25 protein-coding genes and 1 other RNA gene are annotated in these 24,984 nt (G+C 58.0%); 16 read left to right on the forward strand and 10 right to left on the reverse strand.

Annotated features, from left to right (window positions below; translation table 11 throughout):
- The first annotated feature begins 37 nt into the window (after window positions 1-37).
- From AC2FGB_RS09320 to AC2FGB_RS09340, 5 genes are all read left to right on the forward strand, one after another.
- Window positions 38-730 carry a hypothetical protein gene (locus AC2FGB_RS09320; RefSeq protein ID WP_281972717.1) on the forward strand — a complete coding sequence of 231 codons (693 nt, stop codon included), beginning with the start codon at window positions 38-40 and terminating at the stop codon, window positions 728-730.
- Entirely contained in the window at window positions 714-1,397 is a 684-nt protein-coding gene (locus tag AC2FGB_RS09325; RefSeq protein WP_496693845.1) for an N-acetylmuramoyl-L-alanine amidase, read from the forward strand. The genes AC2FGB_RS09320 and AC2FGB_RS09325 overlap by 17 nt, the downstream gene beginning before the upstream one ends.
- Window positions 1,398-1,520: 123 nt before the next feature.
- Window positions 1,521-1,912, forward strand: an RNA gene (gene rnpB / locus AC2FGB_RS09330) — RNase P RNA component class A.
- A 281-nt stretch (window positions 1,913-2,193) separates the two neighbouring features.
- Window positions 2,194-2,361: a 50S ribosomal protein L33 gene (rpmG, locus tag AC2FGB_RS09335; RefSeq protein WP_007799108.1), complete on the forward strand. Its 168-nt coding sequence runs from the start codon at window positions 2,194-2,196 to the stop codon at window positions 2,359-2,361.
- 228 nt (window positions 2,362-2,589) lie between these two features.
- On the forward strand, window positions 2,590-3,096 hold the full coding sequence (locus AC2FGB_RS09340) for a hypothetical protein (RefSeq protein WP_185956682.1): 507 nt from the start codon (window positions 2,590-2,592) through the stop codon (window positions 3,094-3,096).
- A gap of 166 nt (window positions 3,097-3,262) precedes the next feature.
- On the opposite strand, the gene AC2FGB_RS09345 is transcribed toward AC2FGB_RS09340, so the two are convergent.
- Both AC2FGB_RS09345 and AC2FGB_RS09350 read right to left on the reverse strand, forming a co-directional pair.
- Window positions 3,263-4,042, reverse strand: coding sequence for a Bax inhibitor-1/YccA family protein (locus tag AC2FGB_RS09345; RefSeq protein WP_142636741.1), 780 nt, complete (start codon window positions 4,040-4,042; stop codon window positions 3,263-3,265).
- Window positions 4,043-4,223: 181 nt separating this feature from the next.
- Window positions 4,224-4,433 carry a DUF1127 domain-containing protein gene (locus AC2FGB_RS09350; protein WP_142636743.1) on the reverse strand — a complete coding sequence of 70 codons (210 nt, stop codon included), beginning with the start codon at window positions 4,431-4,433 and terminating at the stop codon, window positions 4,224-4,226.
- 125 nt (window positions 4,434-4,558) lie between these two features.
- Between AC2FGB_RS09350 and AC2FGB_RS09355 the strand changes: the two genes are divergently transcribed.
- The gene (locus AC2FGB_RS09355; RefSeq protein ID WP_496693844.1) at window positions 4,559-5,440 is read left to right on the forward strand and encodes a LysR family transcriptional regulator; all 882 of its coding nucleotides are present in this window, start codon (window positions 4,559-4,561) and stop codon (window positions 5,438-5,440) included.
- Window positions 5,441-5,447: 7 nt separating this feature from the next.
- On the opposite strand, the gene AC2FGB_RS09360 is transcribed toward AC2FGB_RS09355, so the two are convergent.
- Window positions 5,448-6,404 carry an NADPH:quinone oxidoreductase family protein gene (locus AC2FGB_RS09360; RefSeq protein ID WP_496693843.1) on the reverse strand — a complete coding sequence of 319 codons (957 nt, stop codon included), beginning with the start codon at window positions 6,402-6,404 and terminating at the stop codon, window positions 5,448-5,450.
- A gap of 339 nt (window positions 6,405-6,743) precedes the next feature.
- Between AC2FGB_RS09360 and AC2FGB_RS09365 the strand changes: the two genes are divergently transcribed.
- From AC2FGB_RS09365 to AC2FGB_RS09375, 3 genes are all read left to right on the forward strand, one after another.
- Complete coding sequence (locus tag AC2FGB_RS09365; protein WP_142636749.1) at window positions 6,744-7,115, forward strand: helix-turn-helix domain-containing protein; 372 nt, start codon at window positions 6,744-6,746, stop codon at window positions 7,113-7,115.
- Between the two features lie 44 nt (window positions 7,116-7,159).
- On the forward strand, window positions 7,160-7,951 hold the full coding sequence (gene hisN / locus AC2FGB_RS09370; RefSeq protein ID WP_281994937.1) for a histidinol-phosphatase: 792 nt from the start codon (window positions 7,160-7,162) through the stop codon (window positions 7,949-7,951).
- Window positions 7,952-8,065: 114 nt separating this feature from the next.
- Window positions 8,066-9,400 carry an 8-oxoguanine deaminase gene (locus AC2FGB_RS09375; protein WP_281994936.1) on the forward strand — a complete coding sequence of 445 codons (1,335 nt, stop codon included), beginning with the start codon at window positions 8,066-8,068 and terminating at the stop codon, window positions 9,398-9,400.
- On the opposite strand, the gene guaD is transcribed toward AC2FGB_RS09375, so the two are convergent.
- Window positions 9,397-10,686, reverse strand: a complete 1,290-nt coding sequence (gene guaD / locus AC2FGB_RS09380; RefSeq protein WP_496693895.1) for a guanine deaminase — start codon at window positions 10,684-10,686, stop codon at window positions 9,397-9,399. The two genes, AC2FGB_RS09375 and guaD, sit on opposite strands and share 4 nt — an antisense overlap.
- Before the next feature lie 140 nt (window positions 10,687-10,826).
- On the opposite strand from guaD, the gene mgtE reads away from it, so the two are divergent.
- A complete protein-coding gene (gene mgtE, locus AC2FGB_RS09385) occupies window positions 10,827-12,221 on the forward strand; it encodes a magnesium transporter (RefSeq protein WP_496693841.1) in 1,395 nt (464 codons plus the stop codon).
- Window positions 12,218-12,775 (forward strand): 5-formyltetrahydrofolate cyclo-ligase, encoded by a 558-nt coding sequence (locus AC2FGB_RS09390; RefSeq protein ID WP_496693840.1) that lies wholly within the window; start codon window positions 12,218-12,220, stop codon window positions 12,773-12,775. The genes mgtE and AC2FGB_RS09390 overlap by 4 nt, the downstream gene beginning before the upstream one ends.
- Window positions 12,776-12,783: 8 nt before the next feature.
- Here AC2FGB_RS09390 and AC2FGB_RS09395 read toward each other — a convergent pair whose 3' ends face one another.
- Window positions 12,784-13,017 carry a putative hemolysin gene (locus tag AC2FGB_RS09395; protein ID WP_142636759.1) on the reverse strand — a complete coding sequence of 78 codons (234 nt, stop codon included), beginning with the start codon at window positions 13,015-13,017 and terminating at the stop codon, window positions 12,784-12,786.
- An 87-nt stretch (window positions 13,018-13,104) separates the two neighbouring features.
- On the opposite strand from AC2FGB_RS09395, the gene AC2FGB_RS09400 reads away from it, so the two are divergent.
- The 3 genes from AC2FGB_RS09400 to AC2FGB_RS09410 all read left to right on the forward strand — a co-directional run bounded on the left by AC2FGB_RS09400 (window position 13,105) and on the right by AC2FGB_RS09410 (window position 16,632).
- Window positions 13,105-13,920 carry a TIGR00282 family metallophosphoesterase gene (locus AC2FGB_RS09400; protein WP_142636761.1) on the forward strand — a complete coding sequence of 272 codons (816 nt, stop codon included), beginning with the start codon at window positions 13,105-13,107 and terminating at the stop codon, window positions 13,918-13,920.
- A gap of 90 nt (window positions 13,921-14,010) precedes the next feature.
- Window positions 14,011-15,789: an SLC13 family permease gene (locus AC2FGB_RS09405; RefSeq protein WP_496693839.1), complete on the forward strand. Its 1,779-nt coding sequence runs from the start codon at window positions 14,011-14,013 to the stop codon at window positions 15,787-15,789.
- Between the two features lie 96 nt (window positions 15,790-15,885).
- Window positions 15,886-16,632: a YbaY family lipoprotein gene (locus tag AC2FGB_RS09410; RefSeq protein ID WP_496677719.1), complete on the forward strand. Its 747-nt coding sequence runs from the start codon at window positions 15,886-15,888 to the stop codon at window positions 16,630-16,632.
- Here AC2FGB_RS09410 and AC2FGB_RS09415 read toward each other — a convergent pair whose 3' ends face one another.
- The 4 genes from AC2FGB_RS09415 to AC2FGB_RS09430 form a co-directional block, all read right to left on the reverse strand.
- On the reverse strand, window positions 16,633-18,294 hold the full coding sequence (locus AC2FGB_RS09415; RefSeq protein ID WP_496693838.1) for an FAD-binding dehydrogenase: 1,662 nt from the start codon (window positions 18,292-18,294) through the stop codon (window positions 16,633-16,635).
- Window positions 18,295-18,305: 11 nt separating this feature from the next.
- Window positions 18,306-19,163 carry a bile acid:sodium symporter family protein gene (locus AC2FGB_RS09420; protein ID WP_496690945.1) on the reverse strand — a complete coding sequence of 286 codons (858 nt, stop codon included), beginning with the start codon at window positions 19,161-19,163 and terminating at the stop codon, window positions 18,306-18,308.
- A 72-nt stretch (window positions 19,164-19,235) separates the two neighbouring features.
- Window positions 19,236-19,970, reverse strand: a complete 735-nt coding sequence (locus tag AC2FGB_RS09425) for a glutamine amidotransferase (protein WP_496693837.1) — start codon at window positions 19,968-19,970, stop codon at window positions 19,236-19,238.
- Window positions 19,971-19,987: 17 nt separating this feature from the next.
- Window positions 19,988-21,760 carry an SLC13 family permease gene (locus AC2FGB_RS09430; protein ID WP_496693836.1) on the reverse strand — a complete coding sequence of 591 codons (1,773 nt, stop codon included), beginning with the start codon at window positions 21,758-21,760 and terminating at the stop codon, window positions 19,988-19,990.
- Between the two features lie 110 nt (window positions 21,761-21,870).
- Here AC2FGB_RS09430 and AC2FGB_RS09435 point away from each other — a divergent pair, with 110 nt between their 5' ends.
- Window positions 21,871-22,611: a YebC/PmpR family DNA-binding transcriptional regulator gene (locus tag AC2FGB_RS09435; protein WP_496693835.1), complete on the forward strand. Its 741-nt coding sequence runs from the start codon at window positions 21,871-21,873 to the stop codon at window positions 22,609-22,611.
- Between the two features lie 137 nt (window positions 22,612-22,748).
- Window positions 22,749-24,020 carry an MFS transporter gene (locus tag AC2FGB_RS09440; RefSeq protein WP_496693834.1) on the forward strand — a complete coding sequence of 424 codons (1,272 nt, stop codon included), beginning with the start codon at window positions 22,749-22,751 and terminating at the stop codon, window positions 24,018-24,020.
- Between the two features lie 14 nt (window positions 24,021-24,034).
- Here AC2FGB_RS09440 and AC2FGB_RS09445 read toward each other — a convergent pair whose 3' ends face one another.
- The gene (locus AC2FGB_RS09445) at window positions 24,035-24,919 is read right to left on the reverse strand and encodes a LysR family transcriptional regulator ArgP (protein WP_496693833.1); all 885 of its coding nucleotides are present in this window, start codon (window positions 24,917-24,919) and stop codon (window positions 24,035-24,037) included.
- Between the last annotated feature and the right edge of the window lie 65 nt (window positions 24,920-24,984).

The raw sequence follows: 24,984 nt of genomic DNA on the forward strand, positions 1-24,984 counted from the left end.
CTCTGATCAACAAGACAACGTAGAACGGAGCAGCTGGATGCGCTTTTCGATTCTGATCCCGGCAATCGGGTTGATGGCCGCCTGTAACACGGTGGCCCCGGTTCAGGGTACAGGGTTCAACACCCCGACTTATCAGGCGCAAAGAGAAGCTGAGCTGGCAGGGCAGGGCGGCACTGGAAGCCCTCTGCCGGAACCCTATGAGGTCTCGCAGCAACCCTTGGGCTCGCCAACATCCGGCGTGGATGGCGCTGACCTGGCCACGGCCACTGCTGCAGCGCTTGCAAGCACCTCGACGCAGGCGGCCGCCGCTTCAGCATCGGTGCCGACTGCGAGCAACAGCGGCATCTCTGACGAACAGGATTTTGCTGCGGTTTCTGAACGTCGCAGTATCGAAACCGATGCTGCTCGAATCGAACAGAACAGCCAAACCTATGAGGTTGTCGCCCCAACCGCGGTTCCGCAACGCGGAGCGGATGGTCAGCCAAACATCGTCCAATACGCGCTGAGCACATCCAATCCGGTCGGTGCCCAGCTTTACAGCCGTGCAGGGTTCAACCTGCAGGCCAAGGCACAGCGGAATTGCGCGAAATTCCCATCGGCGGACCAGGCGCAGATCGAGTTCCTGTCAAATGGCGGTCCCCAGAAGGACCGCAAGGGGCTGGACCCTGATGGCGACGGATATGCTTGCGGCTGGGATCCCAGCCCGTTCCGCAGTGCCGTCAACAACTGATCCAAAGCCCATCTGGCACCCATCCCCCAATTTCGGAGATCGCCGGGATGGGCTGACGCCGTCATTGATCGTTTTGCACTACACCGCAATGGACAGTGCACAGGCTGCGCTGGATCGCTTGTGTGACCCGGCCTTCGAAGTCTCTGCGCATTACCTGATCGGTTCCGATGGCACGCTTTGGCAAATGGTGCGCGAAGAGGACCGGGCCTGGCACGCCGGGGCAGGAGAGTGGCGCGGGCGAACCGATATCAATTCGCGTTCGATTGGGATAGAACTGGACAATCTTGGCACCCATCCTTTTCCCGAACCTCAGATGACCACGCTTGAGTGGCTTCTGGCCCGTATCATGGCCCGATGGGCGATTGCACCGGACGGGGTTATCGGCCATTCCGACATGGCTCCGGGGCGCAAGGTCGACCCCGGCCCTCGCTTTCCCTGGCAACGGCTCGAACATCTCAATCTTGCTGGCCAACGTGGCCAGGATGATGGCCCGCAAGAGGCCTCGATGCCGCTGTTCCGTGCGTTGGCGCAACAGATGGGCTTTTCGCCCGAAACGGACGACGACACGCTGCTTGCCACCGTGCGTCTCAGATACCGCCCTTGGGCCAAAGGCCCGTTGGAACCTGCGGATTTCACCTCGCTCGGCCATGCGGCGCTCTGGACCTGATCGGCTTTTCATCTGACCAAAAATATCTCGGGGCTGAATTGACCGCAGGCCAAGAAGGGGCTGCCCCTTAACGCCCTATCGGCCCTTGACGCGGCCTGACACTGCGCATACCCACGTCTCCGCGCGGAGGGCCGGATGGCTGCTGGGGCGTAAGCCCGAGAGGAAAGTCCGGACTCCACAAGACAACGGTGCCGGGTAACGCCCGGGCGGGGCAACCCGACGGAAAGCGCCACAGAAATCAGACCGCCATGCGTGCATGGTAAGGGTGAAACGGTGGGGTAAGAGCCCACCGCGCCCCTGGCAACAGGGGTGGCACGGCAAGCCCCACCGGGAGCAATGCCAAATAGGGTCCCCACGCGGGCAGGTCGGCGTCCGCCGATACCGCCGCTAAGTGCGTCTTGGCCGAGAGGGACCGGGTTGGCAGCTTGAGCCGTGCAGCAATGCACGGCCTAGAGGAATGGTCATCGAAGGGGGCAACCCTGGAACAAGATCCGGCTTACAGGCCCTCCGCGCGTTAATATTGCTAAGACGAATCGCGTTGTTCCACAGGTGGGTCACGGCTGGAGTCATCCTTTGATACAGGTCTTGCTGTGGCTGCTGAGCTGGCATCCCTTGTGGCCGAAATGGCCGCGTAAAGGTCTGCGATAAGCTGGGGGCAGGGACGATCTTGTGTTTTGATGAAATCTGCGCCGATCTACCCGAATTCAGGTTGACTCGGCTGCATGACCGGGTAAAAGCGCACGCTCATAGGAATTCAACCGAAAGGCCCCTGCCTTTTCGGACGCAGGAGATAACCATGGCGAAGCCGACGACAATCAAGATCCGTCTGAACTCGACCGCGGGCACGGGCCACTTCTATGTGACCAAAAAGAACGCGCGCACCATGACCGAGAAAATGACCGTTCGTAAATACGACCCGGTCGTTCGGAAGCATGTCGAGTACAAGGAAGGCAAGATCAAGTAATCTGCCGTCCTGCTTGGACAGAATGACAAGGGTCCTGTTTCGACAGGGCCTTTTTCGTTTGCGCGACGATGTTTCATACCTGAATCTATCGGCTCAAGGCAGCCGGAGCGCGCTTGGAGGCCGTTGCAGCTAAGCATCAGCAGCCGAGGCATTCGTTTGCCCGCTGGGTTGCTTTTTGGAATGTATTGCAACTACGCTTGAGCTAACCGTTCCAAAATGTTGGCCGTCATGAAAAAAATCTTGTTATCCACAGCAACTATTCTGGCTCTCGCAGCCTGTGAAGACCCCTATAACCGCGAGGGTGTTGGCTTTACGGGCATTGATGGTGAGCCGCGGAGCATCAGCGAAGTGCCGGGTGCGGCGGCGTTTGTTCCAGAGTCCACCAATGTTCCGGCAGAGTTGGCAGAGCTGCCCCCGGTCCGAGTTTCAACGGACGAGACCGATCCGGGTAAAATTGCACGTGTTGCAATAGAAAATGGCGCGCGCAGCGATACCAGCGCAGTAGTCGTTTCTGGCTCAGATACAAACCTGTTCCTGAGCACTGTTGAAGTGAACGGAACGCTTTTCGGCGTCGTGCGTACCGAAAATAGCCGCACCAGGGTTCCGAATACGATTGGTGCAAACTTTGGTACTGGCGCCGAACAATTCACTGGCTGCTTGCCTGTCGGCGACGTTTATCGCAAAGGTTCAGAAAAGCGCAGTTCCGGATTTGCTGTTCAGTTGAACTGCAGCTAAAGTTCCGTTCGCTTTCAATTCCAAGGCCTCGTCATCAGGACGGGGCCTTTCTTTTTGGGAGCACGTGGCGAGGAGCTGACCGCAGGGCGACCTGCTGCAGGCCGCAAAAGAAAAGGGCGGGTCGTTTCGGACCCGCCCTGTTTATTTGCTGCTGTAATGCGGTGTGCTACTCTTGTTGCCCCATGAACATCAGCAAGAACTGGAACATGTTCAGGAACGAGATATAGAGGCTCAGCGCGCCGTCTATAGCCGCTTTGTTCAGCCATTCCTGGTCACCATGTGTTGCATGCGCAACGTAGGTGTTTTTGATGTCCTGTGTGTAGAACGCCGTCAGGCCAGCAAAGATAATCACTCCGATTGCCGAGATCGCGAACATCATCGCAGGCGATTGCAGGAACATATTTATGACCATCGCCACCAGCAGGCCGATCACACCCATAATCAGGAATGTGCCCATGCCGCTTAGATTGCGCTTGGTGGTGTAGCCAAACAGGCTCAGACCAGCAAAGGCAATCGAGGTCACAATGAACGTCTGCGCGATCGAGTAAGGAGTGTAGATCATGAACACCGAGCTCATCGAAACGCCCATAACGGCCGCGAATACGAAGAAACCCAGTTGCACCGCCGCAGCCGACCCGCGCCGCATCAGCGCGCCCCAGCCAAAGATCAGGAATGCCAGCGGTGAGAACATCACTATCCATTTCAGCGGCGACAGGAACAGGGTGCCGCCCAGGCTGGTCAGATAACGATCAGCGCCGATCTGAGCAACTGCGTTGCTTGGATCTGAGGTCACGGCAAGACCAGCAATAGCCCAGGCCGCGAGTGCCGTAATCAGCATGCCCACGGACATTGTGCCGTAGACTTTGTTCATATGGGCGCGCAGGCCCTCGTCAATCTGGGCAGCGCGCGTACCGGTCGCCGTCCGGATCGTGTCAAATTGTGCCATTAAAAGGTCTCCCTCCACATATTCTTTTTGCGTCCCGATGTCAGGCCGCGCTCCTCGCAAATATCGTCAAGTGCGGGCTGTGTTTCAAGGGTTTAACGTGGGAAACAGGCTAAAACACGCAACAAAAATGGCGGCTTCGAGGTGTCAGCCGCCATTCAGTGGTAAAAGTAGTGGATTAGGTTCATTTTTGCCAGAATTCCGGAGCATCCCATATGCGGCGTTTTGCTTCGGCTTCGGCTTCTTCACGGGTAATGCCGATATCGAGAAGGGCGCGGTCGTCCAATCTGGCGAGCTGACAGCGTTGGCGCCGTAGCGATAGCGCATCCAGAACAGAAGTGAGCTTAAAGCGCTGCCGTGGCTTGCAATATGTTGAAGCTGTGATTTGCGTCATAGCCTTGTCCTTTCGGTTTTGCTGATGTGTTGTGCCTATTGCATCAACTTCCTTGATTTATATGGAGGGCTGTGACACATTTTGAAAATGAATATTATTGAACACATCCATAAGGAATCGTGAAGATGCGAAATCTGGACATCACCACTCTCCGCTCCTTTGTGGCAGTTGCCGATCAGGGTGGCGTGACGCGGGCAGCCGGTTTCCTGCACCTGACACAATCTGCCGTATCGATGCAGCTAAAGCGGTTGGAGGAGCTTTTAGGTCTGGAGCTGCTGGACCGAAGTGGCAGAACCATCGCGCTGACAGCGTCGGGAGAACAGCTTTTGGCCTATGCCAGACGCATGATCTCGTTGAATGACGAGGTGATGTCCAAGCTGACGGATCAGGCCTATGAGGGCGAGGTCGTTCTTGGTGTGCCGCATGATATCGTCTATCCGGCGATTCCCCGGGTGCTGCAGCGATTCAACGCGGATTTCCCACGCGTCCGTGTGCAGCTTATCTCCTCCTATTCGCTGCAACTGAAGGATATGTTTAAGCGCGGAGACTGCGATTTGATCCTAACGACCGAGGCGACAGTGGGGCAGGGGGCCGAGACGATTGCCGAGCTTCCTTTGCGCTGGATTGGTGCGCCGGGCGGGTCTGCCTGGCGAAAACGCCCCATTCCGCTAGCGCTTGGGCGTCGGTGTCTGTTCAGGCCGCAGGTCATTGCTGCGCTGGATTCGGCTGGAATTCCCTGGGAGCTTTCGGTGGAAACCGAAAACGACCGTACTATCGAGGCAACGGTCAGCGCCGATTTGGCGGTTCATGCCATGCTCGAAGGGACAGAGGCCGCACATCTTGCCCAGATCGATTCGGGTGGCGTCCTGCCCGAGCTTCCTGCGCATATGATAAATCTGTATGGCGGCGAAACTGGCCGCGGCGCCGTGGTTGAGGCGTTGGCGACGCTGGTGCGCCAGAACTTTCGTTTGCTTGGGGGGGTGCCGCTCAAAGCCGTTGTCGGTTGATCATCCCTTAAGGGGTTATGACAACTTTCCCGGTGGCCGTCCTGTCGCGCAGCATGGCCAGTCCGCGTTCGGCTTCGGACAGGGGCAGGACATGGCTGATATGCGGTTTGATGCGACCCTCGCTATGCCAGCGAAACAGCGTTTCAAAGCTGTCCGTCACAATCTGAGGTCGAAACTTCAAGTAGCCGCCGATGTAGAGCCCGATGACTGTCAGGTTCTTGACCAGTAGGTGGTTGGCCGGAATTTGCGGCACCTCACCGCCCGCAAAGCCAATGGGCAAGATGCGACCTTCGGGGTTGGTTGCGCGAAAGGCGGCTTTAAACACATCGCCGCCGATCGCGTCATATACGACATCCGCGCCTCCCAATGCCTGGACACGGGCGCGCAGATCTTCGGATGCGTCGATCAGATGATCGGCCCCGGCCCTCTGTGCCACCTTGAGTTTCTCACTGCCGCGCGCCTGCGCAATAACCGTGGCGCCCATAAGCTTGCCGATCTCTACCGCCGTCAGGCCGACGCCACCTGCCGCACCGGTCACCAAAAGGGTTTCGCCGGGCCTGAGCCGCGCACGATGATCCAAGGCAATATGACTGGTGCCATATGTGATCTGAATTGCGGCGGCGTCTTCAAAGCTCATAGAGTCAGGGATTGCGATTGCACGATCGGCGTCGAACACTCCGAATTCAGCGAGGCCACCCTGGCCGGAATAGACAGCGACACGGTCACCCGGGTTCAGGTGGCGTACATTGTTTCCAATTTCGCGAACAATCCCTGCGACTTCCATGCCCAAGGAAAAGGGCGCCACCGGGGTGTCCTGATACGTCCCCTTCTGCATAAGGAGATCCGCAAAATTCAAACCGCAGGCTTTGATTTGAATGCAGACCTGGCTGTCGCCGGGTTCTGGCAGGTCAATATTGCAAAGCTGGGCCTTGGCCCCGTTGGTCTGGATATGAAACGCCAGCATGATTTGGCTCCGTCTTTTCGGGCATAGGTCAGTGCTGTCGTGGTCTTGTCAATCTGTTACCCTGCTGAAGACCCCGTTAATCCGGTGTTGATCAGGTGGTTGTTTCCAGATCGGAATCAACGTGTGCGCGGTATTCACAACACAACTATAAACCATTGTTTGTGGAATCAGATTCAACCTTCTTGAAAAAAGCGCCAAAAAACGTAATAGTGCGCTATGGTGCTGATTTGGGGGGCATGTTCCAAATTAGGGAGTGGTTAAGTCGGGCTCGCTAATGTTGCGGTAACAAAGCATGTTGCGCACCCGTCTCAGTTGTGTGTGTAAGGGAGGATAGTACCAATGACCCATCACGTCGATGTCCATGTGGGCAAACGCGTCAGGCATCGCCGCTGGCTGATTGGCATGACCCAACAGCAGTTGGCACAGCAAGTTGGTATCAAGTTTCAGCAAATCCAGAAATATGAAACCGGTGCCAATCGAATCAGCGCGTCTCGTCTTTGGGACATTGCCGAGGCATTGGATGTTCCGGTCAGTTTCTTCTTTGAAGGCCTGGAAGAGGTCGAGAAAGGAAGCTCGGATAAGAAATCGGTTCCTGCAGACCTTATGGGCGACAAAGAAGCCCTGGATCTCGTCCGCTCTTACTATGCCATACCGGAAAACCAGCGTCGCCGCTTGTTCGAGCTTGCGCGCGTTCTGAGTGATGTTGCCTGATTTCGCGGGTTGACTCTGATCCTGACGGAACGCACGGGTAGCGTATGGATAAGGTGTCGCTGAGTGATCTTGAAGTAGCTGAAGAAATGGCCGACGCAGCGCGTTCGGCCATTCTTCCTTTTTTCAGGCAGTCTAATCTTGAGACTTCAAATAAGCTGGATCAGGGATTTGATCCGGTCACTGTCGCCGACCGCGCAGCCGAAAAAGCCATGCGCGCGGTTTTAGCCCGACATCGGCCCCAAGATGGAATATTTGGCGAGGAATATGGGCAGCACGAGGGGCAAAGTGGCCGCACCTGGGTTCTGGATCCGATCGACGGCACCCGAGGGTTTATCAGCGGGACACCGACATGGGGGGTTCTGATTGCGCTTAGCACGCAGGACGGGCCAACCATGGGGATCATCGACCAGCCGTATATCGGGGAACGCTTCATCGGCTCGGCGGATATCGCGCGAAGCCATGGTCCTACGGGCGATATGTCCCTGAAGACCCGTTCAACACCTTCTCTGGACCAGGCGATTCTGTTCACGACCTTCCCCGAGGTCGGCGCGTCGGAAGATCGTGCCGGGTTTGAGGCTGTGTCACAGCACGTACGCCTGACCCGCTATGGAATGGATTGCTATGCTTATGCTCTGCTTGCAGCGGGTCAGGTGGATTTGGTGATCGAAGCAGGTCTGAACGCCTATGACATTCAGGCGCCAATCGCCGTGATTCATGCGGCTGGCGGTATCGTCACAGACTGGCAAGGCGGCCCCGCCCATAATGGCGGTCGGGCTCTGGCGGCGGCAAACCCGGATATTCACGCAGCTGCGCTGGAAATTCTGCGCAACTTCTGAAAATTGTTGCGGCGACCCGGCGAGCGGATTAACCTTGAGCCGGCTGGTTCTTGTGCCCGTTTTCCGCCAGCTTTTGCACTCCATGCATGAAACGGGCGATGCAAGGAGAGCAAGATGACTGGTATCCTCATCAAAAATGCAGACACGATCCTGACCATGGATGACCAGCGCCGAGAGCTTTCGGGCGCGGATATTCTGATCCGAGATGGACAGATCGAACAGATCGGCCACGGGTTGCAGGCAACCGCAGAGATCCATAATGCAAGCGGATGTGTGGTTACGCCCGGCCTCGTGAACACGCACCACCATCTGTACCAGACCCTGACCCGCGCCGTGCCTGGCGGGCAGGATGCGCTTTTGTTCGGATGGCTGAAAACGCTCTATCCGATCTGGTCGCGATTTGGCCCCGAAGAGATGTTCGTATCCGCCCAGATCGGTTTAGCCGAGCTGGCTCTGTCGGGATGTACGCTCAGTTCTGATCACCTGTATCTATACCCCAACGGCGCGCGTCTGGATGACACCATTGCTGCGGCGGCTGAGGTCGGCCTGCGGTTCCACCCAACGCGCGGCGCGATGAGTATTGGCGAAAGCGATGGCGGCCTGCCACCGGATGCTCTGGTCGAAGCCGAAGCAGCTATTCTCGAAGACATGATGCGTGTGGTCGACGCCTTTCATGACCCGTCAGAGGGTGCAATGTGTCGGGTCGGGCTGGCACCTTGCTCGCCGTTCTCTGTCAGTCGCGACTTGATGCGAGACACGGCCAATCTGGCCCGTGACAAAGGCGTAATGCTCCACACCCATCTGGCCGAAAATGACGAGGATATCGCCTATTCTCAGGAACAATTCGGGTGCCGTCCTGGTCAATATGCCGAGGATTTGGGATGGACCGGATCAGATGTTTGGCACGCCCATTGCGTGAAACTGGACGGGGCAGAGATTGATCTGTTTGCCCGGTCCCGGACTGGCGTGGCCCACTGTCCCTGTTCGAACTGCCGGTTGGGCTCGGGGATAGCACCGGTAAGGTCGATGCGAGATAGTGGCGTGCCTGTGGGTCTTGGCGTCGATGGGTCGGCCAGCAATGACAGCGGCAATCTGATCCTCGAGGCGCGGCAGGCTATGTTGTTGCAGCGAGTCGCAAGCGGTGCCGATGCCATGTCCTCTCGCGAGGCGCTTGAAATTGCCACGCGGGGTGGGGCGGATGTCTTGAACCGACCTGATTGCGGCCGTCTGGCTATCGGTAAGCGTGCCGATATAGCCATTTGGGATACGCGCGGCATCGAAAGCGCGGGCAGTTGGGATCCGGCAGCCCTGTTGCTTGCCGGTCCGACGAGGGTAAAGCACCTGTTTGTCGAAGGCCGTCAGATCGTGCGGGACGGGCAGATCGCAACGCTGGATCTGCCCCGGGTGATTGAACGGCAGAACCGATTGGCCCTTGCCTTGCAATCCTAGGTCCTGACAGGTTGACCTGCGATCCAAACCTCGGCAACCGCCCTGTCATCGCCCATCATGATGGTGGGAAAGATGGCCTCCCACAAATCATCGGCGCAGGCCTCGCGTTGCGCGATGGCCGGGGTTGAGGCGAGATCGAGCACGATCAGGTCGGCCTCCATTCCCGGGGCGATATTGCCGATGCTGTCATCCAGCCTCAGCGTTCGGGCCGACCCTACGGTGCCCAGCCACAGCAGTTGCGCGGCGTGCAGCGGCGTTCCGCGCAGTTGTCCGATCTCATAGGCCGATGCCATCGTGCGCAGCATCGAGAAACTTGAACCGCCACCAGTATCCGTTGCCAGACCAACCCGGTGTCCGTCGCGCATCAACCCTGCCATGTCGAACAGGCCTGACCCGATAAAGGTGTTTGAGGTCGGACAATGGATCAACGCAGCGTCGACCTCACGCAGTCGGTCGCGTTCACGTGCCTCAAGGTGGATGACGTGGCCATACAGGCCGTTGGGGCCCAGCAGGCCGAACTTTTCATAGGTGTCCAGATAATCGCGGGCGTCGGGAAACAGCTCGCGTACCCAGGCAATTTCATCAGTCTGTTCGCTGAGATGGGTTTGCATCAGGCAATGGGGATGCTCTGCCCATAATGCGCCCATGGCCTCTAGCTGTTCGGGTGTGGAGGTGGGTGAGAAACGCGGCGTAATCGCATAGGACAGGCGGTCGATCCCGTGCCATTTCTCAAGCAAAGTCTGGGATTGGTCATAGGCAGTTTGCACGGTATCTCTCAGGCCATCGGGTGCGTTGCGATCCATGCAGGTTTTGCCCGCAACCACACGTTGACCGCGTTGTTTGGCCGCAAGGAAAAAGGCATCAACACTCTCGGGATGGATGGTGCAATAGCTGCACATCGTGGTGGTGCCGTGTGCCGCTGTCAGGTCCAGATACCGGTTGGCAATCTCAGAGGCATAGGCTGCATCCCCGAATTTCATCTCTTCGGGGAAGGTATAGGTGTTCAGCCAGTCGATCAGGCGTTTGCCCCAACTGGCGATCATGGCGGTCTGCGGATAATGCACATGCGCATCAACAAATCCTGCAAGGATCACGTGCTGACCATGATCCACGACTTTTGCCTCGGGGTGGGCATTGTTCAGACTGTCGGCATCCGATACGCTGGAAATCCGACCGTTTTCGATCAGAACCGCTTCGCTGATTTTGACAGCCTCGGTCGGTTCGCCCTCGAACGGGGTGCCAGTGAAACTCAGGACACGCCCTTTCAGCAGCGTTTTTTGCGCCATACTCATTCATCTCCGCCTGTCTGGGACTGCGAAACAGCATAGGGGCAGGAAAGTTGTCGGTAAATCGGCGCATTGTCATTGTTTTCCGGTAGCTGCTTCTTCTATTTAGGGGCCAATGGGCGAACAGAGCGGGGGCAGATATGACAACAGGTATTAACGAACCCGTAACTGAACCGACTTCTGATGATGACGCCTATGCGCTGGATCGTCGAACGGTAGCATCCATTCTGTATGCAGTTGATGTTGATGACCGCGACAAGCTGGTCGAATTGATGGACCCGCTGCACGCTGCCGACATCGCCGACCTTCTGGAACAGATCAACCCCTATGACCGCGCCCGGTTGATCCGTCTGTATGACAAAGAGTTCGACGGCGATATTCTGTCTGAACTGGACGAAGGTGTCAGGGAAGAAGTTATTGAAGTCCTGCGTCCCGATGTTCTGGCGGATGCGGTACGCGACATGGAAAGCGACGATGTCGTCGATCTGCTGGAAGACCTTGAAGAGCCCCAGCAAGAAGCCATCCTGGGTGCGCTGGAGGATTCCGAACGGATCGCGGCCGAACAGGCGCTGTCCTATCCCGAAAACTCGGCCGGTCGTCTTATGCAGCGCGAGGTCGTCATGGCGCCCGAGCATTGGACTGTCGGGCAGGCGATTGATTTTATGCGTGCCAATGACGGGCTGCCGGACCAATTCTACCATGTGGTCCTGGTTGACCCGCGTCTGAAGCCAACCGCGCAGGTCACGCTGGGCAAGCTGATGGCCACTCGGCGCGAGGTGGCTCTGCATGAGATTGCCGAAGAAGAATTCTACACCATCCCGGTCGATCAGGACGAAGAAGATGTGGCTTATGCGTTCAATCAGTATCACCTGATCTCGGCCCCGGTGGTGGATGGTGACGGACGGCTGGTCGGGGTGATCACCATTGATGACGCGATGGTGGTTCTGGATGAGGAATACGAAGAGGACATGTTGCGTCTTGCCGGCGTCAGCAACGAAAGCTCGCTGTCCGACAGTGTGGCCGCGACCAGCAGGCGCCGCCTGCCGTGGTTGGCGGTAAACCTGTGTACTTCGATCTGCGCCTCGCTGGTGATTTCCCAATTCGAGGCGGCGATTGATCAGTTGGTGGCATTGGCCATTCTGATGCCGATTGTGGCCTCGATGGGGGGCAATGCGGGGACACAATCGCTGACCGTCGCAGTGCGAGCCCTGGCAACGCGCGACCTGACAGGTGCGAACGTGATGCGGGTGATCCGACGGGAACTGCTGGTGGGCATGTTGAACGGGCTGTGTTTTGCCACCGTTCTGGGCGTGGTGGGAATGTATTGGTTCGGCTCGCCGTTGCTGGGTGTCGTGATTGGCTCCGCTCTGGTCGTGAACATGGTGATCGCAGGCTTTGCAGGTACGGTAGTACCGGTCGTGCTGGACCGGATGGGTGTTGACCCGGCGCTGGCTTCAGGGACCTTTGTGACGACAACGACGGATGTCATGGGATTCTTTATCTTTCTTGGGCTTGCCAGCGTGGTGCTATTGTGACCGATCTGACCGAAATCAAAGCTGCCGCGCGCAAGGCGGCCTTTGCCCGGCGCAAATCTGCGTTTGATGCAAATCCGCCCGGTGCCGCCGGGCGACTATCTGAAATTCTGGCCGGGCACCGCGGAGTACCCCTGTCGGGTTATATGCCCATCCGGACCGAGAGTGACCCGCTGCCCGCCATGGCCGAGGCGTCCGCTTATGGCCCGGTTGGCGTACCGGTTATTCAGGCGGCCGGGCAGCCGCTGAAATTCTCTCGCTGGACGCCCGAAGGCAGGCTGAAGGATGGCCCGTTTGGCGCCAAGGTGCCTGAGGTCGATGACTATTTCGATCCCGAAATTCTGATCGTTCCGCTGGTGGCATTCGATGCAAATGGAGGGCGTCTGGGTTATGGGGGTGGGTTCTATGACCGGACATTGGAAGGGCTGCGCGCGAAACGCCCGACTCTGGCCATCGGTTTTGCCTTCGATGCGCAAGAAGCAGACGGGTTGCCGCTGGAACCGACGGATCAACCGCTTGATATGGTTATCACCGAAAGCCGCGTGTTGACCTTTTAACCAGCCTATCAGCCCTGGTTTTTGGCGCGGAAATATTCCCAGGCGTTTTTCTCGGTCCCATCAGGCAATATGCACACGCCGGTCTGGCCATTCTCTCCGTCCCGAATTTCATACCTCCCACCGCTGTCGATGCAATAGATGGCCGAGGGGTTTGGCAGCTGTGGGTTTGAGTTGACCGCTTGCTCTTCCGAGCAGGCAGCAAGGGTGGCACAGACACCAAAGGTCAGACCGATCCGAAACATAAAGAATCTCCTAAATAAAGAGTTTTGCCGTTCATTGGGTCAGCTTAACGGCTTGTACTTGCGAATTGCCACACTTAGACGGTTTCTATGAGGATACTTTTTCTGGGTGACGTTATGGGCCGCGCTGGACGCGCGGCTGTTCAGCAACATCTGCCACGTCTGCGCGACGAATGGCGGCTGGATTTCGTGGTGATCAATGGTGAGAATGCCTCGAACGGAATGGGTTTGACCGGGGATCATGCCAAGCTGCTGTTAGATGCAGGGGCGGATTGTCTGACGCTGGGCGACCACGCTTTCGACCAGAAGGACATGTTGCAATTCATTGAGAGCGAACCGCGCATTGTGCGCCCCGTTAACTTTGCTAAGGGTGCTCCGGGACGCGGGCATCGTCTCTATACCGCCCCTGGCGGGCGCAAGGTTCTGGTTGTACAGGTGCTGGGGCAGGTCTTTATGAAGCGGCCCTTCGATGATCCGTTCTCGGCGATCGAGCCAATTCTGAAGTCGCACCCGCGCGGCGGTCAGGCCCAGGCGATCATCGTTGACATGCATTGCGAAGCCACATCCGAGAAGATGGCGATGGGGCATTACTGTGACAAGCGCGCCAGCCTCGTGGTTGGAACGCATACGCATGTGCCGACCGCAGATGCTCAGATCCTTCCGGGGGGAACAGCCTATCTGACCGATGCCGGGATGTGCGGGGATTACGATTCTGTCATTGGTATGGAAAAGCTGGAACCGATGCGCCGGTTCATCACCGGCATGCCCAAGGCGCGGTTTACGCCTGCAAATGGCGAAGCAACGCTAAGCGGTGTGTTCGTGGAAACCGATGATCGCAATGGTCAGGCAAAATCCGTGCAAATGGTGCGCGTTGGGGGTCGCTTGCAACAAGCCGGGCCGCAATAGCGCGACGTTGGGCTTGCCCTGCTGCCCGCAATACGGGAAACTGCCCGACGGGCGCGCAAGCTGGGCCAGGGTTCGGACTGAATACCACGAATGCAATTTCTTCAACTGACAGAAACGGGCAGCGCGATCGTGGCGCTATTGGTTGTCGCAGGCATGTTTGTCATGTTCCTGCGCGAGGCTTACCCGACCGAGGTTGTCGCCATCGCGGGCGTTGCCCTGATGCTGGTGACCGGTATCCTGCCCTATCAAAGCGCGTTGGCAGTTCTGTCCAATCCTGCGCCATGGACGATTGCGGCGATGTTCATCGTCATGGGGGCTCTGGTCAGAACCGGGGCATTGGATTCCTTTACCGCAACTGCGCAGAAACAGGCACAGGTTAACCCGCGTATCGCGATTGCCATGCTCATGGGGTTTGTGGTTCTGGCCTCGGCGGTGGTGTCAAACACACCCGTGGTCGTCGTGATGATCCCGGTTTTTGTACAGATTGCCCGCACGTTGAACGTGCCGGCCTCGAAATTGCTGATCCCGCTCAGCTATGCTGCCATCATGGGGGGGACGCTGACACTGATCGGCACCTCGACCAACCTGCTTGTGGATGGTGTCGCGCGATCTCAGGGTCTGGCTGCATTCACGATTTTCGAAGTCACGCCCTTGGGCATCGCAGTAGTGATCTACGGCATGATCTATCTGCGCTTTGTTGCGCCGCGCCTGCTGCCGGAACGCGACAGCATGGCCTCGCTTCTCAGTGATCGCTCTAAGATGAAGTTCTTCACCGAGGCCGTCATTCCGCCCGACAGCAACCTGATCGGGCGCGAGGTGACAGGGGTGCAACTGTTCAAACGCCCTGGCGTACGCCTGATTGACGTGGTCCGCGGGGACGAGTCTTTGCGGCGCAACCTCAAAGGGGTGACGCTTGAGGTTGGGGATCGCGTGGTCCTGCGGACCGAGATGACCGAGTTGCTGAGCCTGCAAAGCAACAAAGAGTTAAAGCGTGTTGATCAGGTTTCTGCGGTCGAGACCAAAACGGTCGAAGTGCTGATCACACCGGGGTGCCGTATGGTTGGGCGAACGCTGGGCGTGATGCGCCTGCGCCGCCGCTATGGTGTCTACGTTCTGGCGGTACATCGGCGGAACCAGAATATCGGTCGTCAACTAGACGACCTCGTGGTGCGGGTCGGGGATACTCTGCTGTTGGAGGGATCGCCTGCCGATATCCAGAAGCTTGCCGCTGATATGGATATGGTCGACGTGACACAGCCCTCGGCGCGTGCGTTCCGCCGCAATCACGCTCCGGTGGCGATTGGCGCACTTATCGGGATCGTCGTATTGGCTGCATTGGGTGTGGCGCCAATTCTGTTGCTCTCCATTCTTGCGGTCGCTCTGGTTCTGGTCACCCGCTGCATAGACGCGGATGAGGCGTTTTCCTTTATCGAGGGGCGGCTTCTGGCGCTGATATTCTCGATGCTGGCCATCGGGGCCGCGCTTGATAAGTCTGGGGCGGTTTCCCTGATCGTCGATGCAATCGCACCTGGGCTAAGTGCGCTGCCACCGTTCCTGATCGTTTGGGCCATCTATGTTTTGACCTCGGTGCTTACCGAACTCGTCTCCAACAACGCCGTTGCGGTAGTGGTCACGCCGATCGCAATCGGGTTGGCACAGGCCGTCGGCTTAGACCCAAGGCCGCTGGTAGTTGCGGTGATGTTGGCGGCATCTGCATCCTTTGCGACACCAATCGGATATCAGACCAACATGATGGTCTATGGTCCGGGGGGATATCGGTTTGTCGATTTCATGAAGGTTGGCATCCCCTTGAACCTGACGGTAGGGCTGCTTGCTTCGTTGCTTATTCCGATCATCTGGCCGTTGTGACACCGGCGCGAACCCGCCGGTTTTGCGCTGACGGTCTTGTAAAGGCCGATCCAGACACAATCTTTTCCTCTAGAACTTGGACGAAAGGACGGGATTATGCCTTTTCCAAAATTTGGTCAGTTGATCGTAATGGGTGCGATTATGGTGGCGCTGATTGGCAGCGATGTATCGGCTGGTTCGGTGACCGGTACCGCCTCCTATCGCGAACGGATTGCCGTACCTGAAGACGCGACGCTTTATATCGAGCTGCAGGATATATCGCTTGCGGATGCGCCAGCGGTAACGCTGGCTGCGCAGCGCTACGTGCTGAGCGGGGTGCCTGCCGAGTTTGAACTGACCTATGATGATGCTCTGATCCGTGACGGGATGACCTATGCGGTGCGGGGGGCAATATATCGTGGGTCACAACTGCTGTTTACGACCGACACGGTGTATCCGGTCCTGACCAATGGTGCGCCGGATACGGCCGACATTTTGTTGGTCAAGACGGACGGCCCCACGTCGGCGGGGCTGGAAAACACAAGCTGGACGGCGATTGGTGTGGAGGGGGCCGTGCTGAACAGCGAACGCGCCCCGCAGCTTGAGTTTGCGCAAGGCGGTGCCTTTAGCGGCTCAGGCGGTTGCAACCGGTTCACCGGGCAGGCCGAGATTTCGGGCACTTCGCTGACGTTTCCAGACAATATTGCGGCCACTTTGATGGCCTGCCCACCCGAGATGGAGCAGGTCGAGGATCAGTTCTTTGCCGCGCTGCAAAACGTGGTGTCCTATGCGGTGGCGGGCGATAGCCTTGCGCTGCTGGACAGCGCAGGCGACCCGGTTCTGAAATTCATACGCACGCATTAATCAGGCCACAGCGCGCGACCGTCCTGCGTTGCGCCCGGAAAAGATGCAGCCGCCCAGAAATGTGCCTTCCAGTGCGTTGTATCCGTGATAGCCGCCGCCGCCGAAACCGGCGACCTCTCCTGCGGCGAACAACCCGGGAACGACCTGACCGTTTGCACCGATCATCTGACTGTCGAGGTTGGTCTGCAAACCGCCCAGCGTTTTGCGCGTCAGCATGTGAAGTTTGACCGCGATTAGCGGCCCATTCGCAGGATCAAGGAACTTGTGTGGTTTGGCGGTGCGGATCAACCTGTCACCCCGATAGTTGCGGGCCGCCAGAATCGCCGCCATCTGCGCGTCCTTGGTAAAAGGGTTGTCGACCTGTGAGTCCCGCGCTTCGATCTGGGCGCGCAAATGCGCCTCTTTGATCAGATCGCCACCCAGTTGGTTCATGCCGCTGACCAGTTCGGTCAGAGTGTTGGCAACGATGAAATCTTCCCCGTGTTGTTTGAAGGCCTCGACCGGCGCGGTGGCTTGCGATCCTGACAAAATGCGCTGACGGATAACCTCTTTCCAGCTGCCCGAGGTGAAATCCGGGTTCTGTTCCGACCCGGAGAGCGCAAATTCCTTTTTGATCACCTTTTGGGTCAGCACAAACCAGCTGTATTCATAACCGGTTTTCAGGATCTCTTTCAACGTGCCCAACGTGTCGAACCCCGGCAAACAAGGGGGCAACAGACGATTGCCGCGCGCGTCAAACCACATAGAGCTTGGGCCGGGCAGGATACGAATTCCGTGCGATGGCCAGATCGGGTTCCAGTTTTTGACGCCCTCGGTGTAATGCCACATCCGGTCGCCGTTGATCACATGCCCACCGGCCTTTTCGCTGATAGGGATCATCCGACCGTCAACGTGGAACGGCACGCCCGCGATCATGTCTTTGGGTGGTTCGCCCAGGCGGTCGCGCGGCCAGTTCTTGCGCACCATTTCGAAATTGCCACCAATACCGCCCGAACTGACGATGACCGAAGGAGCATAGACCTCGAATTCCCCGACCTCTTCCCGGTTGGTCTTGGCGCCATGCGCGGCTGCGTCCTCAGCCAAGACCTCTCCCGAGACGCCTTTGGCGCAGCCGTTTTGCATAATGATATGGCTGACTTGGTGGCGGAACTTCAGCTGGATCAGGCCTGTGCTGACATGTTCGCGCACGCGACGGATGAAATGTTCCAGAATACCAGGGCCGGTGCCCCATGTGATGTGGAACCGAGGTACCGAATTGCCATGTCCATCGGCATAAGAACCGCCACGTTCGGCCCATCCAACCACAGGAAACCATCGCAGCCCCATATCGTGCAGCCAGGGCCGCATTTCACCGGCGGCGAATTCGACATAAGCCTCGGCCCATTTGCGGGGCCAAGCGTCTTCTTCGCGGTCAAACTGCGCGCTGCCCTGCCAGTCACGCAAGGCCAGTTCGTGGCTGTCCCTGATGCCCATCCGGCGCTGTTCCGGCGTGTCGACCATGAACAATCCACCGAGGCTCCAGCACGCCTGACCGCCGAGGAAATGACCGGGTTCCTGATCCAGTATGATCACCTTTTTTCCGCGGTCGCCTAGCTCGGCCGCGGCCGCAAGCCCAGCCAGCCCAGCCCCAACGACAATGGCATCTGCGGTGTTATTGGACATGTTTTTTCCTCTCAGCTGCGGCGCAGCCAGGCGATAAATGGCAGGGCGACGACATACATCAAGATACCATAGACGGCCGATGGCAGAGCAAGAGGGCTTAGCCCGTTTTCCGTGCTGGTAATCAGCGCTGCCAATGTGATGCCAAGAGTCGAGTTTTGGATGCCAGTTTCGATCGAGATCGTCTTGCTCTCGTTCCATGACAGGTTCACGGCGCGGGCCAGTCCCAGCCCGATCAGCAGCAGCGCAATGTTCAGGGTGATCAACGCCGACCCCATCAGCCCCAAATTTTCGACGAACATTTCCCAGTTCCCGGCCAGCGCGGCGAGAACGATCAGGACGAAAAGAATCGAAGCCAGTTTGGACAGAGGGGCATCGACCCGTTCTGCGAATCCTTTTGCGAAATGCCGTATACTGACGCCGATAGCGACGGGCAGGGTGGTTATCAGGAACATCGCTATGGCGAGGCCGGTGATCGAAACCTCGGGTGCGTCCTCGCCCATGAAGTGATTGATCGACCAGGCGGCCAATACGGGTACCGTCACCATCGACAGCAAGCTGATGATGGCTGTCAGGCTGACAGAAAGAGCGACATCACCCTTGGCCAGTTTAGTCAGGATATTGCTGGTAACACCGCCGGGGCAAAAGCTGAGGAGCATAACACCGACTGCAATTTCCGGTGGCAGTGCAAAGAGTTTGACTGTTGTAAATGCCGCAATGGGAAGCAAGATCACCTGGCAGAACGCCCCTATCGCAAAAGGGTATCGTCTGCTGACAACCCGGCGGAAATCGGCGATCTCAAGCCCGACACCCAAGGACAGCATGATTATGGCCAACGATAGTGGCAGGCCGACATTAATAAGCAGATCCAACTACAACTCCTCCCAAAGCCGTTCGGACCAGCGTAAGCGAGGGTCAAAGCCGCAGGCAACCGCGCCGTAGGGTCAGCCGTAGCGTTGGGCGAACCTGCGCAGGATTTCACCGGGCAGAGTGACATTGGCGGCGTGGCAAATGTCGATCAGACGCTGAGCATCTTCGGGCGGGAAATAGCCGTGGTGTTTGTAGATGGTGATACGTTCTTCAAAGTCGCGGGCATCAGCCTCGGGGTGGAACTGTGTGGCATAGACATTCTGGCCCCAGCGGATCATCTGGAACGGGCAAGGGCCCGAGGCAAGCAGATGCACGCACCCATCTGGCAGGGATTGCACAGCCTCTTTATGGCCCACAAAAGCATCAAAACTCTGACCCAGCCCCGAGATCAGTGGATCGGTCGCACCGTCCTCTGTCACGTGGCAGGTTGAGGGGCCGACGGGCTCTCCGAACTGGTCCTTGCTGACATCGCCACCCAGATGCGCGGTAAGAATACCCAGCCCATAGCAGCACCCCATGAACGGATGATCGCGCGCGGTGATCTGCGGCATCAGACCCATGATGGCGGCTTCGGTGCGGGCATCCGTCGGCGATTTTGTCGCCGGATCGTCGCTGACACAGCCGGGGCCGCCGCCGACGATCACTCCGGCATAGTCGGTCACGTCCAAGCCGTCGGGCAGGTCTTCACAATCCAACCGGATGCGATGGGTCTGTTCAGAACTCAGGCCGGTCTTGTCCAAAATCGAGGCATATTCGGCATCGGACGCATCGGTTTCCGGGCGTAACTGCAGGATCAGAAATTGTTTCATGGAACGGCTCTTACCCGTCACAGCGGCCAGAACACAAGGATGGCGGGTATCGAAACCGCAATGATCAGGATTTCCAGCGGCAGGCCCATGCGCCAGTAGTCTCCGAACCGATAGCCACCCGGACCCAGAACCAGCGTGTTGTTCTTATGCCCGATAGGCGTCAGGAACGCAGCCGAGGCTGCAACGGCGACCGTCATCAGAAACGGGTCGGGGGAAACCTCAAGCGTGCGGGCCATCTGAATGCCGACCGGGGCCGCCACAATCGCCGTGGCGGTGTTGTTCAACACGTCCGACAGGGTCATGGTGACCACCATCAGAACGGTCAGAATAGCCCATGCAGGCAGGCCGTCAGTTAACTGGATCAGCGCATTGGCGATCAGTTCGGTGCCGCCCGAGGTTTCCAGTGCGCTGCCCAGGGGGATCATCGAGCCCAGCAAAACGACCACCGGCCATTCGATGTGAGTATAGAGATCTGCGATTGGCATGATCTTGGTCAGCACATAGGCAACCACAACCAGCCCCAATGCGACCGGCAGGTAGATCAGCCCAACACTGGCTGCCAGTACCGCGGTGGCAAACAGGCCAATCGCAAGCCAGGCCTTTTCATTGGCGGTGACGTTCAGACCGCGTTGGGCCAGCGGTAGGCATCCCAGCCATTCGGTCAGATCGGCGCTGCGATCACGCGGGCACAGCAACAACAGGATGTCGCCAGCCTCAACCTCGGTTTTGCGGACCTGTTCGGTGATGCTGCGGCCCTGGCGCGAAATGCCCATCAAAACGGTGCTCTGCCGCCATGCCAACCCCAACCCCTGAGCCGTACGCCCGGTGATGCGGGCGTTTTCGGTCACGACAACCTCGACGACTTCCAGCCCGTCGCCTTCAGCGGTCAGAAGCTCCTGTCGACGTGTGTCCGAAAAATCCAGCTTCAGCGCCGCGCGGAATTCATCCAGCGCCTCGGGGCGGGCCTCAAGCACCAGCGCGTCACCCTGATTCAGTGTTGCATGGGCCGACCGGCCATAGCGGCGCTTGCCGTCGCGGATCAGGCCGATGATGGCGACGTCAGATTTCTCGGCATCTTCATAAAGCTCGCTGACCCGTTTGCCGATCAACGGCGATTCCGGTGGGACGGTTAGTTCTGCGATATATTCGGCCAGCGCCTCAGAGGTTTCGGTTTGCGGTCCCCGGTTCGGGATCAATCGCCAGCCCACCAGTGAGACAAAAGCAAGCCCGGCAATCGCAGCAATGCCACCCACAGGGGCGAAATCGAACATACGAAAGGGCTCGCCCAGAGTTTCTGCGCGGATTGAGGCGATGATGATGTTCGGTGGCGTGCCAATCAGGGTCGCCATCCCACCCAGAATTGTTGCAAAGCTGAGCGGCATTAGGGTCAGGCCGACGGCTCGTCCGGCTTTTCGTGCGGTCTGAATGTCGACCGGCATCAATAGGGCCAAGGCAGCGACGTTATTCATGAAGGCGGACAGAACAGCCCCGATACCGCCCATCAAGGCGATATGGGCCCCAAGGCCGCGTGACGCGTCAACCAGGGATCGCGTGATCAAGAATACCGCACCGGACCGGACCAGCCCGGCCGAAACGACCAGAACCAGCGCGACGATGATGGTTGCCGAGTGACCAAAACCGGCAAAAGCGTCATCGACGGGTACGACACCCAACACCACTCCGATCAGAAGCGCGGAAAACGCAACAAGATCATAGCGAAACCGCCCCCAAAGCAGCATTCCGAATACGGCGGCAAAGAGAGCGAAAAGTATGATCTGATCTGTCGTCATACCGCCAACATACTCGCAGAAGAAGCCGTCGCAAGCCGGTCTCTTGATCCCATGGCCCGCAAACGTCTATATGGGCGCCAAATACGCAATCACTATCACGAGGACGCACCATGGCAGGCCACTCCAAATGGGCCAATATCCAGCACCGCAAGGGACGTCAGGACGCCGCGCGGTCCAAACTGTTTTCCAAGCTGTCAAAAGAGATCACCGTTGCCGCTAAGATGGGCGACCCCGATCCCGACAAGAACCCGCGTCTGCGTCTTGCGGTGAAAGAGGCCAAGTCGAACTCGGTCCCCAAAGACGTGATCGACCGGGCGATCAAGAAATCGCAAGCAGGCGACGGCGATGACTATGAAGAAATCCGGTATGAAGGCTATGGCCCCAACGGCGTGGCCGTCATCGTCGAGACGATGACCGACAACCGGAACCGGACCGCATCGACTGTGCGCTCGACCTTTTCCAAGAATGGCGGCAATCTTGGCGAGACAGGTTCCGTCGGCTTTATGTTCGAACGCAAGGGTGAAGTGGTCTATCCAGATACGGTTGGTGATGCCGACACCGTGTTCGAAGCGGCCATTGAGGCAGGCGCGGAAGATGTTGAAAGCTCGGACGAAGGTCATATCATCTGGTGCGCCGACACCGATCTGAACGACGTCTCGAACGCGCTCGAGGCCGCGCTGGGTGAAACGGAATCCACCAAACTGGTTTGGAAGCCAAGCACCACGACCGAGCTGGGGCTTGAGGATATGCAAAAGCTGATGAAGCTGGTCGATGCGCTGGAAGATGATGATGACGTTCAGCGCGTCACAACCAATTTCGAAGCATCGGATGAGGTGATGGCGCAGCTTTGATCTGCCCCGCATCCTGAGATTTGGAAACCCGGCCCTCAGGCCGGGTTTTTTTGTTGGTTGGAGGATAGGGCTATTGGCCGATCAGGTTCGAACTCATAGGCTGGGTCGAATAGCTGGAGCAGCGAGTCAAAGTGCAGATGACCGAACCCCAATCTGAATTGGCCAAACGTAATGTGCCCGTCCTGACCGGGCAGAGCATTCTGTCCCAGGTCGCTTGGACCCTTGGCAGCCCGTCCATTGTCTTGCCGTTTCTTGCGGTTTCGCTGGAACTTCCGATGTTCATCGCCGGTGCGCTGGTTTCGATCCGTATGGTCGGCAGCATGATCGCCGATGTGTTTCTGGCCCAGGTGATTGCGCTGCGCGAACGGAAGAAACGCAGCATCGCGATGACCGAGGTTGTGATCGGGGCGTGCCTTGTCATGGCTCTGGCAGCGGCGGCGACGGGCAGCGTCACGTTGACGGCAATATCCTTTGTTGCCGCATTTTTTGTGATCGGTCTGGTGGATGAGATCCAGACATTGCTGTTCACAGACCTGCTGGGCGACCACGTTCAGTCCAGATCACGGATGATCATGCGATACCTGCAGTTAGGGGCCGGAGGGCTGGCGGCCATTGGTCTTGTGCTGTTGGTCCACCAGATCACGCTGGGCAACCCTCCGTTTGCGCGGCATTCGGTTGTGATTGGGGTGTCAGTTGTGTTCTTCCTGCTGTCGGGCCTATCCATCCTCGCGATGTCCGAGGTCCCGCATCACAGAACTTCCGACGCACATGAGGGCGAAAGCAAAAGGCATTGGTCCGAATATCTCACTGACATTTTGTCGATGTTCAACCACGCCTGGTTCCGGCGCTATATGGTGATGCGCCTGCCGATTGTGGTTGTTGGCCTGTCGGTTCCGTTCTTTGCCCTGATAGCGGCCGAGGCGCATCACAGTTCAGCCAGGGGTCTGACCGCCATGATCATTTCCTCGGCCTCTGGATATCTGGTTGCGGCACCCCTGTGGCAGTTCGTTAACCTGAAATCCCACCGGGCGGTCATGGTCTCAGGCACTCTGATGGTGGCCCTGACCGGAGCAGGGCTGCTGGCGGTCCATTACCTCCATATCGATCATGAGGTGCACACCCATGCGATTGCCCTGTTTGTGGTGACCGTGGCGGTCACGGGTATCAGCAGTGCTCGAAAGCTGTACTTTCTGGATGTCGCCCCGTTTGATCAGCGGGTCAAAGGCGCGGCTGCGGTGAAAAGCATCTCGCGGATTGTTGCGGTCATCGTGTCGGCGGCGCTGGCTGGTCTGGCACATATGCACGAGGTCTCGGCGGCGGTTTTGATCGTTGTCTTGGTGAGCCTGATCGCAGCTTTTGCCTGTTACCGGGTGGTCACGCCAATTCCTAAAGCGCCCGAGCCATCCTGATCGGCCAATCCTGTCTATCGTTGAATAAGCGCGTCGACAGCCGCGCGCTTTACAGCGGCGGTCAGCGGCGAAAGGGCCGAGGATAAGACACGCCCGACCTGCCAGGTCAGCGGAACATCAAGGGGCGTGTCTGGTATCAAGGGGCACAACAGGCCATCTGCCAAAGGCTTTTGTACCAGCTCAATCGGGTTCATTCCCCACCCGATGCCGGCGATCGCTGCATCCACAAACCCGTGTGAGGATGGCAGAAAATGCGATGGCGGGGAAATGTGGTGCCCAAACTCTCTCGCAAACCAGGCTTTCTGAAGACCGTCCTTTTGATTGAAGGTCAGGCACGGTGCTATGGCAAGGCTGCTTTTGGTTACACCGTCCCGGAACCATTTTTGCATAAAACCTGGGCTGGCCGTTGGAATATACCTGAAATCCCCAAGTGGATGGGCATCGCAGCCAGAGACCGGTTGCCCTCCGGTGGTAACAGCCGCGCTGACCTCACCGCGGCGCAGCCAATCGGCCGAATGGTCCTGGTCATCAATTACCAGATCGAACAGCAACTCATCTGTTTGGGCCATCGCAGCGATGAACCATGTGGCCAAACTGTCTGCAGGAATTGCAATGCGCACCTGGGTGGGGCCAGAGGTTCCCTCCAACGCAAGTTCACGGGCCAGCTGTGCCTCAAGCAGCCCGATATCCTCGGCGTATCTGGCAATGCGCAGGCCGGCGGGTGTCGCTGTGCAGGGCGCACCACGAGTGATCAGAGCGGCGCCTATCCGATCCTCTAATGACTTGATCCGCTGCGATATCGCCGAAGGCGTCACCGACAGCTCTGTGGCGGCGGCGTCAAAGCTTCCGTGGCGTAGAATGGCCGAAAGTGCGGCAAGGTGATTGGGATCCAGCAACATTAGCAGAGCTTAACCAGGTGTAACTTCTTTAATTTGATAAATCGACTGACTGGCTCTAGTCAATC

It is taken from the genome of Ruegeria sp. CDSC021 (assembly GCF_059610845.1).

What these genes read in the sequence shown, in the direction of transcription:
- AC2FGB_RS09395 (WP_142636759.1), bottom strand. Translation starts at nt 13,017, where the DNA reads ATGTTTCGGATCGGTCTGACCTTTGGTGTCTGTGCCACCCTTGCTGCC.
- AC2FGB_RS09425 (WP_496693837.1), bottom strand. Translation starts at nt 19,970, where the DNA reads ATGAAACAATTTCTGATCCTGCAGTTACGCCCGGAAACCGATGCGTCC.
- AC2FGB_RS09360 (WP_496693843.1), bottom strand. Translation starts at nt 6,404, where the DNA reads ATGCTGGCGTTTCATATCCAGACCAACGGGGCCAAGGCCCAGCTTTGC.
- AC2FGB_RS09345 (WP_142636741.1), bottom strand. Translation starts at nt 4,042, where the DNA reads ATGGCACAATTTGACACGATCCGGACGGCGACCGGTACGCGCGCTGCC.
- AC2FGB_RS09375 (WP_281994936.1), top strand. Translation starts at nt 8,066, where the DNA reads ATGACTGGTATCCTCATCAAAAATGCAGACACGATCCTGACCATGGAT.
- guaD (WP_496693895.1), bottom strand. Translation starts at nt 10,686, where the DNA reads ATGGCGCAAAAAACGCTGCTGAAAGGGCGTGTCCTGAGTTTCACTGGC.
- AC2FGB_RS09435 (WP_496693835.1), top strand. Translation starts at nt 21,871, where the DNA reads ATGGCAGGCCACTCCAAATGGGCCAATATCCAGCACCGCAAGGGACGT.
- AC2FGB_RS09400 (WP_142636761.1), top strand. Translation starts at nt 13,105, where the DNA reads ATGAGGATACTTTTTCTGGGTGACGTTATGGGCCGCGCTGGACGCGCG.
- AC2FGB_RS09445 (WP_496693833.1), bottom strand. Translation starts at nt 24,919, where the DNA reads ATGTTGCTGGATCCCAATCACCTTGCCGCACTTTCGGCCATTCTACGC.
- AC2FGB_RS09440 (WP_496693834.1), top strand. Translation starts at nt 22,749, where the DNA reads ATGACCGAACCCCAATCTGAATTGGCCAAACGTAATGTGCCCGTCCTG.
- AC2FGB_RS09415 (WP_496693838.1), bottom strand. Translation starts at nt 18,294, where the DNA reads ATGTCCAATAACACCGCAGATGCCATTGTCGTTGGGGCTGGGCTGGCT.
- AC2FGB_RS09430 (WP_496693836.1), bottom strand. Translation starts at nt 21,760, where the DNA reads ATGACGACAGATCAGATCATACTTTTCGCTCTCTTTGCCGCCGTATTC.
- AC2FGB_RS09410 (WP_496677719.1), top strand. Translation starts at nt 15,886, where the DNA reads ATGCCTTTTCCAAAATTTGGTCAGTTGATCGTAATGGGTGCGATTATG.
- AC2FGB_RS09350 (WP_142636743.1), bottom strand. Translation starts at nt 4,433, where the DNA reads ATGACGCAAATCACAGCTTCAACATATTGCAAGCCACGGCAGCGCTTT.
- AC2FGB_RS09405 (WP_496693839.1), top strand. Translation starts at nt 14,011, where the DNA reads ATGCAATTTCTTCAACTGACAGAAACGGGCAGCGCGATCGTGGCGCTA.
- mgtE (WP_496693841.1), top strand. Translation starts at nt 10,827, where the DNA reads ATGACAACAGGTATTAACGAACCCGTAACTGAACCGACTTCTGATGAT.
- AC2FGB_RS09365 (WP_142636749.1), top strand. Translation starts at nt 6,744, where the DNA reads ATGACCCATCACGTCGATGTCCATGTGGGCAAACGCGTCAGGCATCGC.
- rpmG (WP_007799108.1), top strand. Translation starts at nt 2,194, where the DNA reads ATGGCGAAGCCGACGACAATCAAGATCCGTCTGAACTCGACCGCGGGC.
- AC2FGB_RS09355 (WP_496693844.1), top strand. Translation starts at nt 4,559, where the DNA reads ATGCGAAATCTGGACATCACCACTCTCCGCTCCTTTGTGGCAGTTGCC.
- hisN (WP_281994937.1), top strand. Translation starts at nt 7,160, where the DNA reads ATGGATAAGGTGTCGCTGAGTGATCTTGAAGTAGCTGAAGAAATGGCC.
- AC2FGB_RS09320 (WP_281972717.1), top strand. Translation starts at nt 38, where the DNA reads ATGCGCTTTTCGATTCTGATCCCGGCAATCGGGTTGATGGCCGCCTGT.
- AC2FGB_RS09340 (WP_185956682.1), top strand. Translation starts at nt 2,590, where the DNA reads ATGAAAAAAATCTTGTTATCCACAGCAACTATTCTGGCTCTCGCAGCC.